8 protein-coding genes are annotated in these 17002 nt (G+C 71.2%); 7 read left to right on the top strand and 1 reads right to left on the bottom strand.

What is annotated here, in order from left to right; translation table 11 throughout:
* Positions 1 to 11 precede the first annotated feature (11 nt).
* The 7 genes from DVK44_RS30965 to DVK44_RS30935 all read left to right on the top strand — a co-directional run bounded on the left by DVK44_RS30965 (position 12) and on the right by DVK44_RS30935 (position 15634).
* Positions 12 to 7991 carry a type I polyketide synthase gene (locus tag DVK44_RS30965; RefSeq protein ID WP_114663936.1) on the top strand — a complete coding sequence of 2660 codons (7980 nt, stop codon included), beginning with the start codon at positions 12 to 14 and terminating at the stop codon, positions 7989 to 7991.
* 20 nt (positions 7992 to 8011) lie between these two features.
* Positions 8012 to 8878 carry a thioesterase II family protein gene (locus DVK44_RS30960; RefSeq protein WP_114663935.1) on the top strand — a complete coding sequence of 289 codons (867 nt, stop codon included), beginning with the start codon at positions 8012 to 8014 and terminating at the stop codon, positions 8876 to 8878.
* Positions 8879 to 8883: 5 nt separating this feature from the next.
* Positions 8884 to 9972 carry an SAM-dependent methyltransferase gene (locus DVK44_RS30955; RefSeq protein WP_114663934.1) on the top strand — a complete coding sequence of 363 codons (1089 nt, stop codon included), beginning with the start codon at positions 8884 to 8886 and terminating at the stop codon, positions 9970 to 9972.
* A 19-nt stretch (positions 9973 to 9991) separates the two neighbouring features.
* Positions 9992 to 12706 (top strand): PEP/pyruvate-binding domain-containing protein, encoded by a 2715-nt coding sequence (locus DVK44_RS30950; RefSeq protein ID WP_114663933.1) that lies wholly within the window; start codon positions 9992 to 9994, stop codon positions 12704 to 12706.
* A gap of 72 nt (positions 12707 to 12778) precedes the next feature.
* Positions 12779 to 13957, top strand: coding sequence for an aromatic ring-hydroxylating oxygenase subunit alpha (locus DVK44_RS30945; RefSeq protein WP_114663932.1), 1179 nt, complete (start codon positions 12779 to 12781; stop codon positions 13955 to 13957).
* Positions 13958 to 13997: 40 nt separating this feature from the next.
* On the top strand, positions 13998 to 14651 hold the full coding sequence (locus tag DVK44_RS30940; protein WP_114663931.1) for a DUF1295 domain-containing protein: 654 nt from the start codon (positions 13998 to 14000) through the stop codon (positions 14649 to 14651).
* Positions 14652 to 14716: 65 nt separating this feature from the next.
* On the top strand, positions 14717 to 15634 hold the full coding sequence (locus DVK44_RS30935) for a lysophospholipid acyltransferase family protein (RefSeq protein WP_114663930.1): 918 nt from the start codon (positions 14717 to 14719) through the stop codon (positions 15632 to 15634).
* Positions 15635 to 15658: 24 nt separating this feature from the next.
* Here DVK44_RS30935 and DVK44_RS30930 read toward each other — a convergent pair whose 3' ends face one another.
* Positions 15659 to 16861, bottom strand: coding sequence for an MBL fold metallo-hydrolase (locus tag DVK44_RS30930; RefSeq protein WP_114663929.1), 1203 nt, complete (start codon positions 16859 to 16861; stop codon positions 15659 to 15661).
* Positions 16862 to 17002 lie beyond the last annotated feature (141 nt).

Genomic DNA, 17002 nt, shown 5'->3' with positions numbered 1-17002 from the left:
CGGAGAGGCTCATGAACCAGGATCCCAACGAGACACCCTGGCAACCCTGGCGGGGGACAGAGCCGAAGACCGTCGCCGGGCTGCTGCGCCGCCATCTCGAAGACCGTCCGGACGCACTCGCCTACCGTTTCCTGGCCGGAACCGGAACCGGAACCGGGACCGGCAGTGGCGACGGCACCGGCGGCGGCGAGTCATGGAGCTACCGGGAGCTCGACCTTCGCACCCGGGCCGTGGCCGCACTTCTCCAGCGCGAAGGACTCACCGGCAAACCGGTCCTGCTGCTCCGTCCCCCGGGTCTCGACTACATCGCCGGGTTCCTCGGCTGCCTGTACGCCGGCGCCATCGCCGTGCCGGCCTACCCGCCGGACACCCGCCGCTTCGGCCAGACCATGCCCCGTCTCGCGGCCATCGCCCGGGACTCCGGGGCCACCCACGCCCTCACGACCGGGGCCCTGTCCCGCTTCGCGGCCACGAAACGACGCGAGATGGACTCGCTCGGGCTCGCCGGTCTGCGCTGGCTGGCGCTGTCCGGTCCGGGCACGGACGGAGCCGACGACTGGCGCGATCCCTCCGTCGGGAGCGATTCGACGGCGTTCCTCCAGTACACGTCCGGTTCGACCGCGTCCCCCAAGGGCGTCATGGTCAGCAACGGCAATCTGCTGCACAACCTTCGTTCGATCCAGCGCAGGCTGGAGCACGACGCCGCGTCAGGCATGGTGTCCTGGCTGCCCCCGTACCACGACATGGGTCTCATCGGCGGCATCCTCACACCCCTGTACGGCGGCTTTCCCGCGCACCTCATGTCCGCGATGTCCTTCGTACGGCAGCCCCTGCTGTGGCTGGAGACACTGTCGCGGACCCGGGCGTCCACGAGTGTGGCACCCAACTTCGGGTTCGAGCACTGTGTACGCCGGATCACGGACGAGCAGCGGGACGGCCTGGACCTGAGCCACTGGAGGCTGGCGCTGAACGGCGCCGAGCCGGTACGCGCCGACACCCTCGACCTGTTCGCCGAACGGTTCGCGCCCTGCGGCTTCGAACGCCGCGCCCTGCTGCCCTGCTACGGCCTCGCGGAGGCGACGCTGATGGTCACGGGAGTCGGCGCGCACGAACCGCCGCCGGTCGGCGCGTTCGCGTCCGCCGCCCTGGGCACGGGGATCGCCGCGTCCGCACCCGAGCCGTCCGAACACGGTCCGTCCGTACCTCCTGCGACGTCCGTACCCGAGTCCCGGAGCGAGCGGGCGATCCGCCTTGTCGGGTGCGGTCCCGCCGTCGACGGGGTGGACATCGCGATCGTCGACACCGGCACCCGACGGCGGATCGGCGCCGAGGGACACATCGGCGAGATCTGGATCGCGGGCGGGAGCGTGGCGCACGGATACTGGGGCCGCCCCGAGACCACCGAGGACACCTTCCGGGCCCGTATCGAGGGCGAAGGGCCGACGCCCTTCCTGCGCACCGGCGATCTCGGCTTCCTGAAGGGCGGCCACCTCCACGTCGTCGGCCGTATCAAGGACGTCGTCATCGTGCAGGGCCGCAACCACTACCCGCAGGATGTCGAACGCACCGTGGAGCGGGCCGACGAGGCGATCCGGCCGGGGTCGGGCGCGGCCTTCTCCATCGAGGTCGACGGCGCCGAGGAACTCGTCGTCGTCCACGAGGTCGAGGGCAGGCGCCTCGACGGCGCGCCGGCGCTCCTGGCGAGGCTGCGCACGGCGATCGCCGAGGAGCACGATGTGGCGCCGCACGCCGTCGTCCTCCTCAAGAGGTCGACGGTCCACAAGACGACCAGCGGCAAGATCCAGCGGCAGGCGTGCAAGCGGGACTTCCTCGCGCTCGGGCTCACCGTGGTGGCGGCCGGTGTCACGAGGAACGACGCCGAGGTGCCCCTGTCCGCCGGGAATCTCACCGGTCTGCCCGCCGCCGCGCGGCGGCAGCGGGTGGCCGACGCGGTCACCGAGGTGCTGACGGGTGTCCCGGCGACGGCCGACGCGCCGGACATCACCGGCCGGGCGTTCGTCGAACTCGGCCTGGACTACCCGGCGCTCCTCACCGCCGTACGTCTCCTGGAGGAACGGCTCGGCACCAGGATCCCCGTGGGCGCGCTGCTGGCACGTCCGAGGGTCGACACCCTGATCGGCCTGTTTCTCGGTACGGAACCCGGGGACGCGCCGGCCTCCCGCAACAGGGCGGCCGACCTGCGGAAGCAGGATGCCGCCGAGGCGTGGCTGGTGGAGCAGGTGGCGACGCGCCTCGGGCTGCCGGCCGCCTCGGTCGATGTCACCAGGCCCCTGGCCTCGTTGGGTCTGGACTCGAAGCAGTCCGTGGCGATCCTCGCGGAACTCGGCGCGAGGACAGGGCGCGAGATGAGTACGGGTGCCGCTTTCGAGCACCCGACCATCCGAGCCGTCGCGGCCCACGTCGGCGCTGCCGGGCGCGCGGCGGACGCGGCGGGCACGGCAGTCTCAGCGGGCGCGGCGGCGACACCGTCACGGCAGCCGTCACCCCAGCCGTCATGGCGGCGGGACACCCGGCAGGAGCCGATCGCGATCATCGGGATGGGGTGCCGCTTCCCGGGAGCACCCGACCCGGACAGCTACTGGCGGCTCCTGGTGGACGGACGTGACGCGATCACCGGGGTTCCGGGCGACCGTTGGGCCTCCGAGCAGGTGGACGCACCCGCTTTTGGCGGTTTCCTCGATCGCGTGGACGAGTTCGACGCCCGTTTCTTCGGCCTGTCCGCCAGGGAGGCGCTGCGGATGGATCCCCAGCAGCGGCTGCTGCTGGAGACCGCCTGGCAGACCGTGGAGGACGCGGGCCTCGACCCGACCGGGCTCGCGGGCAGCGCGACCGGGGTGTTCGTCGGCATCAGCAGCCACGACTACTCCGCGTTGCAGATGAGCCGGCTGGAGACGATCGACGTCCACGCGGCGACCGGCAACGCGCACTCCATCGCGGCGAACAGGCTGTCGTACACACTCGACCTGCGCGGACCGAGTCTCGCGGTGGACACCGCGTGCTCGTCGTCGCTGCTGGCGGTTCACCTGGCCTGCGAGGCCATTCGGCGCGGGGAGTGCGACACGGCCCTGGCCGGCGGGGTCAACCTGCTGCTCTCGCCGGGGCTTTCGGTGGCGTTCGCCCAGGGCAACATGCTCTCCCCCGACGGCCGGTGCCGTACGTTCGACGACTCGGCGAACGGCTATGTACGCGGTGAGGGGGTGGGCCTGGTCCTCCTCAAGCCGCTCGCCGCGGCGCTCGCCGACGGCGACCCGGTCCACGCCGTGGTCCGCGGGTCGGCCACCGCGCACGGCGGCAGGAGCAACGGCCTGACGGCGCCGAAGGGTTCGGCCCAGCGGGCCGTGATCGAACGGGCCCTGGACCGGGCGGGTCTGAGCGGCTCGGACATCGACTACGTCGAGGCGCACGGCACCGGCACCTCGCTCGGCGACCCCGTCGAGTGGGAGGGCCTCACGGCCGCCTACGGAAGCGGCCGGCCCGAGGGCGGCCGCTGCCTGGTGGGGTCGGTCAAGACCAACATCGGCCACCTGGAGTCGGCCGCGGGCATCGCCGGGCTCATCAAGGCGGCCCTCGTCGTCCGGCACCGCCAGGTTCCGCCGACGCTCCATCTGCGTACTCCGAACCGCCACCTCGCGTGGGACAGCGCGGGGCTCGACGTGCCGACCCGGCTCACCGGCCTGCCGGACACCGGCAGCGTACGGGCGGGTGTCAGTTCGTTCGGGTTCGGCGGGGCGAACGCGCACGTGGTGCTCGAATCGGCCCCCGAGCCCGGCCCCCTCGACGCGGTGGCTCCGAAGCGGCCCACGCACGCCCTGTGCCTGTCGGCGCACACACCGACCGCCCTCACCACGCTGGCCCAGCGCTGGCGCACGCACCTGGCCGCCCATCCCGACGCGGAACTCGCGGATCTCTGCCGCACGGCCGGCACCGGCCGCGCCCAGCTCGCCTTCCGGGCCGTCGTCACCGGTGGTTCCCAGGAGACGTTCGACCACGCGCTCGACGCCCTGGCCCGTGGCGGACCGTCGGCCGCCGTGGTGCGCGGCCGGACCCGGCCGGGACCGGCGCCGAAGGTCGCGTTCCTCTTCAGCGGCCAGGGCACGCAGTACACGGGAATGGGCAAGGGCCTGTACGGCACGCACAGCGGGTTCGCCCGCACCCTGGAGCGCGCCGACCGCGTCCTGCGCCCGCACCTCGGCGTCCCGCTGACGGAACTGCTGTTCGGGGAGGGGTACGCCGACCGGCTGGCGAGCACCCGGTACTGCCAGGCCGCGCTGGTGGCGCTGGAGGTCGCGCTCGCCGAGCTGTGGATCTCGCTGGGGGTCCGGCCCACCGCTCTGCTCGGGCACAGCGTCGGGGCGTACGGTGCCGCCTGTGTCGCCGGGGTGATGTCGCTGGAGGACGCTCTGACGCTGGCCGTGGTGCGGGGCGGGCACATGGCCGGGCAGCCCGGCGACGGCGCGATGATCGCCTGTGCCGGGGACGAGGAGACCATCCGCGCGGCGGTCGCGGACGGCGGCGCGGTTGAGGGCGGCGGCGCGGTCGCGGTCGCCGCCGTCAACGCTCCCGGGCATCTGGTGCTGTCCGGAGACCGTACGGAGATCGACCGGGTACGAGCGCGGCTGGAGGACCGGTCGGTCGTCGTCAGGCCCCTCGCGGTGTCGCACGCCTTCCACTCGCCGCTGATGGCCGGTGCGGCTCAGCCGCTGCGGGCCGCGGCCCAGGGCGTCGCGTTCCGGCCGCCGGAGATCCCCTGGGTCTCCGACACCACGGGAGAGCTGGTCACCGGGCCGGTCGGGGCCGACGACTGGGCACGGCACATGCTGGGTCCGGTGCGCTTCGCCGACGGCTTCGCGACGCTCCGCCGCCTCGGCTGCGATGCCTTCGTGGAGATCGGCCCGCATCCGGCCCTGCTCAGCGTGTCGCGCACCATGACGGCCCCGGACGACGAGGAGTCGGTGCTGTGGCTGCCCTCCCTGCGCCGCGCGCGCGGCGGCCCCGCGGGCGACGGTGACTGGCAGACGCTGCTCCAGTCGCTCGGCCGTCTGCACTGCGCGGGCGGATCGGTGGACTGGGCCGCGCTGGACGAGGGGGCCCGCAGGCCGCGCGTCCCGGTACCGCACGCGGTCCTCGAAGGCCGGCCGTACTGGTTCTCGCCACCGTCAGAAACGGACACCGCCGCCGCCGGTGGACTGCCGGACCCCGTAGCCGTACGGACGCCTGCGGCGCCGCCCTCGACGCCGAGCGGTGCCGCGCCGGACGGCCGCGCGGAGCCCGGTCCGGCGCGGTCCGCCCCGGCCGCCGGCGGGGGCCGGGTCCGCGGTGAGGTGGTCGACCATGTGGCGCGGGCCTGTGCCTTCCCTCCCGAGCAGATCCCCCTGGACGCGCGGCTGGGCGCGGACCTCGGATTCGACTCCCTGATGCGGACCGAACTCGAACGCTCCCTCGCCCGGCGATTCCCCGGGCGACTGGACCGCTACCGGAAGTCGCTGCCCGAGGACCCGACCGTCGGCCAGCTGGTGGCCCTGCTCGACACCGGTGACCGGCCGCCGCTCCCCGGGGACGGCACTCCCCCGGCTGCCGTCCGCCGTCCCAGGCCCGTGGCGCCGGCGGGCCCCGTGCTTCCCGGGGACGGTGCCGGTCCGCCGGTGAAGCAGGAGCGTGCGTTCGAGGAGTGGGCCGAGTACGCGGAACTGCGGGGCCGGCTCCGCCAGACGACGGCGAGCGGCTCGAACCCGTACGGCCGGGTCCACGAGGGCCACAACTCCGGCCGGGTCACCCTCGGCGGTCGCCCGGTCATCAACTTCGCCTCCTTCAACTACCTCGCGCTGTCGCACCACCCGAGGGTGCGCGGGGCCGCGCGGGAGGCCATCGACCGCTACGGCACCTCCAGTTCGGCGACACCCCTGCTGTTCGGTGAGACACCGCTGCACCACGAACTGGACGCCGAGATCGCCTCGTTCCTCGGTACCGAGGCCGCGATCGTCTTCGCCGGCGGCCACGCGACGAACGTGGCGACCATCGGGCACCTCTTCGGGCCCGAGGACCTGGTGCTGCACGACGAGTGGATCCACGACAGCGCGCTGCGCGGCTGCATGCTCTCGGGTGCGCGGCGCCGGCCCTTCCCGCACAACGACTGGCGGGCACTGGACTCGATGCTGGACACACTGCGCTCGCGGCACCGGCGGGCCCTGGTCCTCATCGAGGGCGCGTACAGCCAGGACGGTGACCTTCCCGATCTGCGCAGGTTCATCGAGGTGAAGGCGCGCCACGGCGCGATGCTGATGGTCGACGAGGCTCACTCGATCGGTGTGCTCGGGCGCACGGGCCGGGGCATCGGCGAGTACTTCGGGGTCGAGCGCCGGGACGTCGATCTGTGGATGGGCACGCTCAGCAAGGCGCTCGGCAGCCTCGGCGGCTACGTCGCGGCCCGCGAACCGATCATCGAGTACCTCCGGTTCACCGCTCCGCTGCACATCTTCAGCACCGGTATCTCACCGGCGAACACGGCCGCCGCCCTGGAGGCGATCCGGGTCGTCAGGGACGAGCCGCAGCGCGTGGCCCGGGTGCGGCGACTCGCCGAGCACTTCCGCGACTCGGCCCGCGCGCGCGGCTTCGACATCGGTGTGTCCCGTGCCTCCGCGGTGATCCCGGTCGTCATCGGCGACTGGGAGAAGACCATGGCGCTCTCCAACACCCTGCTGGAGCGGGGCGTGAACGTGATGCCGATCGGCTACCCGGCCGTCGCGCGCGACGAGTGCCGTCTGCGCTTCTTCATCAACGCGGACCACAGCGAAGAAGACCTGGAACACTCCCTCGACCTCCTGGGACGAGCCATGTCGGAACACACGCACACGCCCCCTTCCCCCGGCCCCGCGGCCCGGCCCGGCACCGCGGAGGCGGAGCGCCCGGCCGCGAGGGAGCCCGCGATCGCTCCCGCGCTGCTTCACCGGCACTCCGCCGGCACCGCCGCGGATGTCCTGGTCGCCGGGGCGAGCGGCTTCATCGGCGGCCACCTGACGCGTCGGCTGACCGAACACGGCCACCGTGTACGGGTGCTGGTCCGCGAGGGCAGCGACCGTACCGCCTTCGCGGGCGCCGACGTCGAGGTGGCGACCGGTGACCTGAGCGACCCGGAAAGCCTGCGCCGCGCCACCGCCGGTGTGCGGCACGTCTACAACTGTGCGGGCCTGTCAGCCGACTGGGGCCCGTGGGAGGAGTTCCGGCGGATCAACGTCGACGGCAGCCGCCATCTCGTCGAGGCCGCCCACCACGCGGGGACCGTGGAGCGTCTCCTCCACCTCAGCACCACCGACGTGTACGGCTATCCGGTCACGCCCTGCGACGAGAGCGCGGAGCCCAGGGACATCGGGCTCCCGTACAACCGCAGCAAGGTACTGGGGGAACTCGCCGTGCGGCAGGCCGCCGAGCGGACCGGGCTGCCGGTCACCGTCGTACGGCCGGTCTCGGTCTACGGGCCGCGCAGCAAGGACTTCGTGATCGAGATCGCGACGCTGCTGCTGGGCCGGCAGATGGTCTACGTCCGCGGGGGCGCCGTACCGGCGGGTCTCGTCTACGTGGGCAATCTCGTCGACGGGCTGATCGCCGCCTGCGCGTCGGAGGCCACGGTCGGCAAGGCGTACAACATGCGGGATCCCGATCCGACGACCTGGCGGGAGTACGTGGAGGCACTGGCGCGCGGTCTGGGCGTGAAGCCCCCCGCGTTCAGTCTGCCGACTCCGGTGGCGCGCGGTGTGGCCACGGTGTCGGAGAAGCTCTACGGCGCCCTGGGAATCACGTCCCGTCCGGTGCTCACCCGCCATGCCGTCCACCTGTTCGACCGTGATCAGTCCTACGCCATCGACCGGGCGCGCGACGACTTCGGGTTCAAGAGCGAGGTGGGCTTCGAGGAGGGCATCGAGCTGACGCTGGCCTGGCTGGACTCACCGGAGGGCCGCGCGCTCGTCACCCGCTGACCCCGACCGAGAGGATCCACATGCACACCATCGAGCGGCCGGCGTGGGAGCCCTCGGCTCCGCGGCCACCAACCGCCGGGTGGTTCCACGGTTTCGGCCCGGGCGCGGATACGGGGAGACATGCCGCCCCGCTGCGTCTTGTCTGCCTCCCGTACGCGGGCGGCACGCCGTCCGTCTACCGGAACTGGGCGGCGGACCTGGGCGACGGTGTGCGTGTCGTCCCCGTCCTCCTGCCCGGCCGGGGACCGCGCGCCCGAGAAGCGCCGTACACCGCCATGGCTCCGCTGGCCGCGGATCTCGCGGACGCGTTGGCCGAGCACGAACTCGCCCATGACTACGCGCTGTTCGGCCACAGCATGGGAGCGCTGCTGGCCTACGAGGTCGCCCACGAGCTGCGGGACCGCGGCCTGCCCGAGCCGGCACACCTCTTCGTCTCCGGCAGCAAGGCGCCGCATCTGTACGGCGACCGGGCCGACCACACACTCTCAGACGCGGATCTGCGGCAGCGGGTACGCGACCTCGGAGGTCTGGGCGCCGACGACACCATCGGCAGCTCGTACCTGGAGCGGCGTCTCCCGGTGCTCCGCGCCGACCTCACCGTCTGCGAGACCTACCGGTGGGCCCCTCGCACCCCCCTGAACTGCCCGATGACCGCGTTCTCCGCCACCCGTGATCCGCTCGCGCCCGCGCACCGGATGGAGGCATGGCGCGTCCACACCCGGGGGTCGCTCCTGCGCCACCACCTGGAGGGCGACCACTTCTTCCTCAACGGCCCTTCGAGGCCGCGCCTTCTGCGTCATATCCGTGCCGAACTCGCCCGCCACCTCGACGAGTCGGGTGTTCCGGGCACGGCGGCGCGCGACCCACTGCCCCCTGCGAAGAGGTAACCCTCATGGATCTACTGAGCCTGGCCAGGACCGTCAAGGACCGGGTGGAGGCACCGATCACGGATGCGCTGGCCGTGGCGAAGGTCGTCACGGACCCGCGGACTCCGCTGCTGCTGGCGCTCTCCACCGTGGTGGTCACACCCCTGTACCGGGCGGCCTTCCTGGCGTCCGCCTCGGGCTCGGGTGTGCTCCAGTGTCTGGCCGTCCGGCCCTGCGACCTGGACAGCCTCGTCGAGTACCTGGAGGTGCCCGAGGACCGGGAGCGGCTGCGCGGCTGGCTCGACACCGGTGTCCGGCTCGGTGAACTCGACGTGCGCGAGGGGTGTTACCGCCTCAGGAGCACCCCGGCCAGGATCCTGGCCAAGACGGAGAACGACGCGGTGGCCGCCGCCCTCGAAGAGATCATGCGCTTCCATCTGCCGGCGCTCCTGGACGCGCCCCGGATGCTCAAGGAGGGCCGCCGTTTCTCCCTCGACGACCAGGACGGCACGGTCATCGCCCGCTCCTCCCTGGCACTCCAGGGCATGGTGCGCGAGGCGATCGACCGGCACCTGGAGCGCTCCGCTCCGCTCCGGCTGCTGGAGATCGGCTGCGGGACGGGGGCGTACGTCCGCCACGCCGCACGGCTCAACCCCCGCCTGACCGCCCTTGCGGTCGACCTTCAGCCGGAGGTCGCCCTGCGGGCCGCCGCCAACATGGCCGAATGGGGGCTCAGCGACCGTGTGGAGACCTGCCAGGGTGATCTGCGCACCCTCGAACTCCAGCCCCAGTTCGATCTCGTCACCCTGCACAACAACATCTACTACTTCCCCGAGGCCGAGCGGGTCGAGGCGCTGGCGCGGGCCCGCTCCTTCCTGGCGCCCGGCGGCCGGCTGCTCCTCACCTCGTCGTGCCAGGGCGGCGGCAACGCCGGGCTCGACGTGCTCAACCTCTGGTTCGAGTACGCCGACTTCGGTGGGCCGCTGCCCCGGGAGGACGAGCTGGTCGCCCAGCTGGAGAAGGCGGGGTTCACGGACGTACGGGCCGCCCGGATCGTCCCCACACAGCCGTTCCGCGTGTTCGTCGCGACCAACGGAACCAACGTTCAGCCCTGACGGGCCGGGAGAACTCATCATGGACACACGAACGGCACACACTCCGGCCCCCGCCGGCTCTCCCTCCTCACTCGTCGTCGTGCTCGGCCGCACATCCGGCACCGGCACCGGAACGCTGGGCGGCAAGGCAGCCCGGCTGAGCGAGCTGATCGAGGCGGGACTGCCCGTCCCGCCCGCGTTCTGCCTCACCACCGGACTGTTCGACCTGTTCCTGCGCGAGACGGGCCTCGGCGCGGAGATCCGGGCCGCCGAAGCGCGCGACGCGGACCCCGGGACCATCCGTGAGCTGATCACCGCCGGGGAGCTGCCCGAGCCCCTCGCCCGTACGATCCTCGCCGCCTACGCGGACCTGGGCCGGCCGAGGGTCGCGGTCCGTTCGTCGGCCTGCCGGGAGGACTCCGCCGCCCAGTCCTTCGCAGGACAGCACGACACCGTCCTGGACGTCTCGGGCGATCAGGACCTGCTCGCCGCGGTGAAGGTGTGCTGGGCCTCCCTGTGGTCCGACCGTGCGGCCGCCTACCGCGACGGGACGGGCCCCGCCGGCTCCATCGCCGTGGTGGTGCAGGAGATGATCCAGGCCGATGTCAGCGGTGTGCTGTTCACCGTCGACCCGGTCGGCGCACGGCCCAACCGCCTTGTCGTGGAGGCTTGTTGCGGTCTCGGCGAGGGGCTGGTCTCCGGGCGGGTGTCCAGCGACTTCTTCGTCGTCGACGACCGCACGCTGGAGGTGATCGAGGAACATGTGCGGTACAAGGTGACCAAGTGCGCGCCCCTCGCACCCGGCCGGATCGGTATGACCAAGGTGGACGCCGCCGACCGCGACGCGCCCTGCCTGACCCGGGAGCAGCTCGGTGTGCTCGCCGGGCTCGCGGTCGAAGTCCGCGAGCACTACGGCACGGAGCAGGACATCGAGTGGGCCATGCGCGACGGAACGCTCCATCTCCTTCAGGCCAGGCCGGTCACCACGCGTCCCCCGGACCCCGCGGCGACGGACGGGGAGCGCAGCCCGTACCTCACCCGGCAGAGCGACGCCGTGCGGCATGGCACGCTCTGGTCGCGGATGGACATCGGGGAGATCTTCGTCGGACTGATGTCACCCCTCGGTCTGAGCTTCGCGCAGTACTACCAGCGGAATGTGCACGGAGACTGCGCCGCCGCGCTCGGGGTGCGGGACACCGGTGATGTCGGCCTTCAGATGGGCTTCTTCCAGGGCCATGTGTACCTGAACATCTCCTACACGGCCTATCTGCTCGGGCAGTGTCTGCCCACCCGCGACCAGCGCCACTTCACCAAGCGCTTCGTCAGCGAGGAGGTCGACCTCGCCGCGTACCGGAACCCCTTCGGCACCTTCCCCGGGGGTATGGAGGACCTGCTCTCCACGGTGCACTGGGTGCGGGCCACGGCCACCGAGATGGTGAGCATGAAGCACCGCGCCGGGGAGATGGCCGGCTCGCGGCTCTACGAGTTCGACCGCGCCCGGCGGCTGGACCTGACGCGGATGAGCCGTCGGGAACTCGACGCCGAGCTGGGCCGCTACCTCGGCTTCTTCCATGACGCGCACGTCGGCTACATGCCGTACTACATCAACGCGTTCGGGTTCTACGGCGTTCTCACGGAGCTGTGCGCCAAGTGGCTCGGTGCCGACGGCGAGAATCTGCAGAACCGTATCAAGACCGACATGTCGAGTCTGCGGACCGTCGCGTCGGCGCAGGAGGTCTGGGGTGTGGCCCGGGCCGCCAAGGCCAGGCCCCGTGTGCTGGAGATCATCAACGAGTCGCCTCTCGACGAGATCGAGGAGCGGCTGCGCCGCGATCCCGAGGGCCGGGCCTTCTGGGACGCGCAGGTGGAGCCGTTCCTGCGGGCCAACGGCACCCGGGGACGCCAGGAGATGGAACTCACCCATCCGCGCTGGATCGACGACCCGTCGTACATCTTCCAGATGATCCGCCGCTACGCCGCCGACGGAATCTCCGTCGACGACATCATGGGACGCAGCCGTGCCCGCGCGGAGGGCGACGGCCGGGCGGTGCTGGAGAAGCTGCCGCCGCACCAGCGGAAGGTCCTGGAGACCGTCATCTCGATGTACAGCCTGTGCAGCGAGCTTCGCGAGACCACCCGTATGTCGATGATCACCTCGATCTGGCTGGTCAGGAACGTCGTGTACGAGGTGGGCCGGCGGCTTGTCGCGGAAGGAGTCCTGCACTCGCTGGACGAGGTCGCCTTCCTGGAGTTCGAGGACGTACGGTCCTATCTGGCCGGCGGCGCCACGGAACGCGAGGCGTTCTCCCGCGCCGAGCTGGACGAACGGCGGCGGCTGCACGAGTACCACAACCGGCTGCCCGAACCGCCGCTCACGTTCGTCGGCGAGCACGACATCACCCTGGCGGTGCGGCCGGCGGCCGACGGAACGCGTCTCGAAGGGCTGGGTTCCAGCCCGGGGCGGATCGTCGGCCGCGCGCGCATCGTGGAGGACCTGGTCTGGCAGGCCGACGAGTTCCAGCCCGGCGAGGTACTGGTCACCCGCTACACCGACGCGTCCTGGACACCGCTCTTCGCCATCGCCGGCGCGGTGGTCACCGACATCGGTTCGATGCTCTCCCACAGCTCGATCGTGTCGCGGGAGTTCAACGTGCCGTCCGTGGTCAACACCAAGCACGCCACGCAGCGCATCAACACGGGCGACATGGTCGTCGTCGACGGCGACACCGGTGTCGTGGAGGTCGTCGAAGGCTGAGCGCGTGGCCCCCGTCCGTCAGCGAACCGCGCCGCGCCCCCGTGGAGCGGTTCACCCGAGGAAGGCAGCGAGATGATCCCCGACCAGTGGTACCCGATCCTCCGGACCGACGACATCAAACGCGACAGGCCCACCGGTGTACGGCGCATGGGCGAGGAGCTGGTGCTCTGGCGCGACCTCGGCGGCACCCTCGTCTGCCAGAGCGCGCGATGCCCGCACAAGGGCGCCAACATCGCCGAGGGCCGGCTCAAGGGCAACACGGTCGAGTGCCCGTACCACGGCTTCCGTTACGACGCGGAGGGCACCTGCAAGGTGGTCCCCGCCCTCGGCGCGAACGCCAGGATCCCCCAGTCGCTCCAGCTGAAGACCTACCCGGTGCGTGAGCGGCACGGGCTGGTGTGGCTCTGGTGGGGCGAGGCGCGCGCACAGCTCCCGGAGATCGAGCTGCCCCACGAACTCGTGGGCAACCCGCGGCCCCACGAGACGATCTCCTGGACCCGGCCGGTCCACTACACCCGGTACATCGAGAGCCTTCTCGAGTTCTACCACGTGACGTTCGTGCACCGGGATCACTGGACGAACAACATCGACTACACCTTCATGTACGGCACCGCGCGCAATCTGTGGATGGACGGCCGGGAGCGCTATCTCGCCGCGAACAAGATCGTCAACCATGAGGTCGAGGTCGACGGCACCACGATCCGTTCCTCCTTCGACCAGTGCGAGGAGGCGAATCCCGCCAACAGCGCGCACTTCAACCTCATCTACCAGGCGCCGGGCCTGACCCATGTCAAGACCGGTCTGCTGGAGATCACGACATGGCTCACTCCGATCGACGAGGAGAACACGCTGGCGATCATGCGCCTGTACGAGTATCCGCAGCTGCGGACCATGGTGCCCGTCAAGCCGCTCAGGCCCTGGGTCCTGCGTGCCTCGCTCCTCATGGAGAAACTCGTTCAGGACCCGCAGGACGTGGGCATCATGCTCCGTCAGGAGCCCAAGGTCAGCGAGCGCGGCGTGAACAAGTTCATCGCCGTCGACGAGATGAACGCCAAGTTCCTACAGATGCGGGACAGGCTGAAGGCGGAGGCGGAGGCCAGGGCGGCGGCCGCGGCGGAGGCAGCCCGCCCGGAGACGCCCGTCCCACCGGCCGCCGGGACACCGCCCGCGGTCAACGACAAACACGGCACCCGCCGGAATCGGACCCGGTCGACCGAACGGGAGGACGGTCTGACGAAGGCCCGTTCCTGAAACGCCCCACACAACCGAGTCCGGAAAGTGAGCGTGAAAGATGTACGGCGGGTACGACTCCTCGACCGGCGCCAAGATCCTGGTGACCACGTGCAACACGCTGGCCGTGGCGGCCGCGGGGTGGTTCCTCTTCGGGGGCACCGGCCTGGACCACGCCGAACTGCTGCGCCGGGGCTTGCTGTTCGCCCTTTCGGTGATCTACCTGCTGCGTTTCGTCGCCACGACGTTCGTCATGCTGAAGAGGAGCATGGAGTGGTCCGAGGCCGCGACCGTGGGCGTCTGGGTCGTGGTCATCCACAGCACGATGGCGTATCTGGGGGGCATCAACACCGCTTCGGTGGGCGCGCTCACCTGGCTCGGAGTGGTGCTCTACCTCGTGGGTTCGTATCTCAACACGGGTTCGGAGTACCAGCGCAAGCTGTGGAAGCGCGTACCGGAACACCGGGGCAAGCTCTACACCCAGGGCCTCTTCAAGTACTCCATGCACATCAACTACTTCGGTGACGTCGTGCTCTTCACCGGATTCGCCCTGGTGACGGGCAGCCCATGGGCCCTGCTCATCCCGGTGATCATGGCGTTCATGTTCTCGTTCATGAATATCCCCATGCTCGACAAGTACCTGGCCGAGCGGTACGGATCGGCGTTCGACGAGTACGAGAAGAACACCGCCAAGCTGGTCCCCTTCGTCTACTGAACGGGACCGGACCCACCGCACTGGCAGAACACCGCGCGGACGGCACGAGAGGAAGCGAAGAGCGCATGGTCGAGGCGGGCGACGAACGGTCCCGGGCGGCACAGGAGCGGGTGAGCCCCGGCGAGTTGTGCACGGAAGTGATCGCCCAGGCTCTGCTGACCATCGCGCGGAGCCGCGACCTCCTCGACCGGTGCCTCACGGACGAGCAGAGCGTCGACGACTTCGGCTTCGACCCCGAGCTGACCGACGAGATGATCCTCGCTCCCTTCCGCCCCCTGTACAAGAAATACTTCCGGGTGACGGTGGAGGGACTGGCGAACGTGCCGGGCGAGGGCGGTGCCCTGGTGGTGGCCAACCACTCGGGCACGCTCCCGCTGGACGCGCTGATGCTCCAGGTCGCGTTGCGCGACCATCATCCGGCCCACCGCGCGCTGCGCCTGCTGGCCGCGGACCTGGTGTTCGACCTGCCCGTGCTGCGCACGCTGGCCCGCCGGGCGGGGCACACCCAGGCCCGTATGGACAACGCGCTGAAGCTGCTGGAGCGCGGTGAGCTGGTCGGCGTGATGCCGGAGGGCTACAAGGGCCTGGGCAAGCCCTTCTCCGAGCGGTACCGGCTGCGCCGCTTCGGCCGGGGCGGCTTCGCGGCCGCCGCGCTGCGCACGGGGAGACCGATCGTGCCCTGCGCGGTCATGGGCGCGGAGGAGATCTACCCGATGGTCGCGGACGCCCGTCCCGTGGCCAGAAGCCTCGGCCTGCCGTACTTTCCGATCACCCCCACGTTTCCCCTGCTCGGGCCGCTCGGCGCCATCCCGTTGCCGACGAAGTGGACGATCCGCTTCGGTACGCCCCTGCCGACCGACCACTACACGCGGGACGCGCTGGACGACCCGATGTTCGTCCACAAGCTCTCCGACGAGGTTCGGGACACCGTCCAGGACATGCTCGACGAGATGGTCCGCGAGCGCCGCTCGGTGTTCGGGTAGCTCCGCACCCGTCCCTGATCGATGTCAGCGCTCACCCGCGAGGTCGAGATCCTCACTGCGCGACTCGGCGACGACCTCAGCGGGCCGGGGACGGCGCCAAGGACGGGCGATCGGACCGGACACCGCCCGCCACCACGCCTCCACCGGCACCTTCCCCGCAGGCTCGAACGGCTCCCCCGGCCGCGGGAACGCCGCCGTCTGACCGGCCTCCTCCCCCTCGTACCGCGTCCACTCCCCCGGCTCCGCCCACGCGTGCGGGGCGAGATTGAAGGTGCCCCAGTGGATGGGGATCATGACGCCGGAGGGGTGGCCGCCCTGGAGGTCGAGGTGGGCGCGCATGCCCTCGGCCGGGGTCATGTGGATGTCGGGCCAGTACTCGCTGTACGCGCCGATCTGGATCATGGTGGCGTCGAACGGGCCGTGCTCGGCGCCGATGTCCAGGAAGCCGGGGAAGTAGCCGGTGTCACCGCTGTGGTAGATCCGGTGCTCGGGCCCGGCCACCGCCCAGGACGCCCAGAGGGTGTGCTGCTGGTTGCGCAGTCCGCGCCCGCAGAAGTGCCGGGCGGGGGTGGCGGTGAGACGGATGCCGGCCACCTCGGTGGACTCGTTCCAGTCCAGCTCGCGCAGCCGGGACGGGTGCACGCCCCAGCTCTCCAGATGGGCGCCCACGCCGAGCGGCACGGCGAAGAGGGTGTCGGTGGCGACCAGGGCCTTGATGGTGGGCAGGTCCAGATGGTCGTAGTGATCGTGGGAGATCACGACGACATCGACCGGACCGAGCGAGGCGAGCGGTACGGGCACGGGGTGCAGCCGCTTCGGTCCCGCGAAGGCGAACGGCGAACAGCGGTCGCCCCAGACCGGGTCGAAGAGCACCCGCCGCCCGTCGATCTCGGCGAGCACGGTGGAATGCCCCATCCAGGTGAGCCGCAGGCCCGAGGCCGGCGGCGCGGCGAGGTCCGCGAGGGTGGTGGGGTGGACGGGGATGGTGCCGGACGGCGCGCGGCGCTCCCGCGCGTCCTTGCTGAAGTAGACCTTCGCCAGCTCCAGGCCGGAGGCACCGGACGGTCTGGTCCGGGAACCCACCGGGTTCTGGAACACCCCGTCGGCGAAGTTGGGCGAGGCGTGGATGCGCTCCAGCCTCTTCCCCGCCGAGTCGGCCCCGAAGGCCGCGGGGCGCAGCGAGCGCAGCCGGGAGCGGAGTGGAAGGGGGGAACCAGCGCCTGTCACAGCACCTCCTGGAGGTTCGGTGTCGTCCCATTATGGCCGGGTACGTACCACAGCGCGGGTCGAGTCGATCACATCCGATCGGAAGACGACCCGCGGCCGCGTACGCCGGTCCAACGTTGTCCGTGCCCCGAGGATTCCCGG

Source organism: Streptomyces paludis, from assembly GCF_003344965.1.
Lineage (GTDB): Bacteria > Actinomycetota > Actinomycetes > Streptomycetales > Streptomycetaceae > Streptomyces > Streptomyces paludis.
This window is presented reverse-complemented; position numbering and strand designations above follow the sequence as displayed.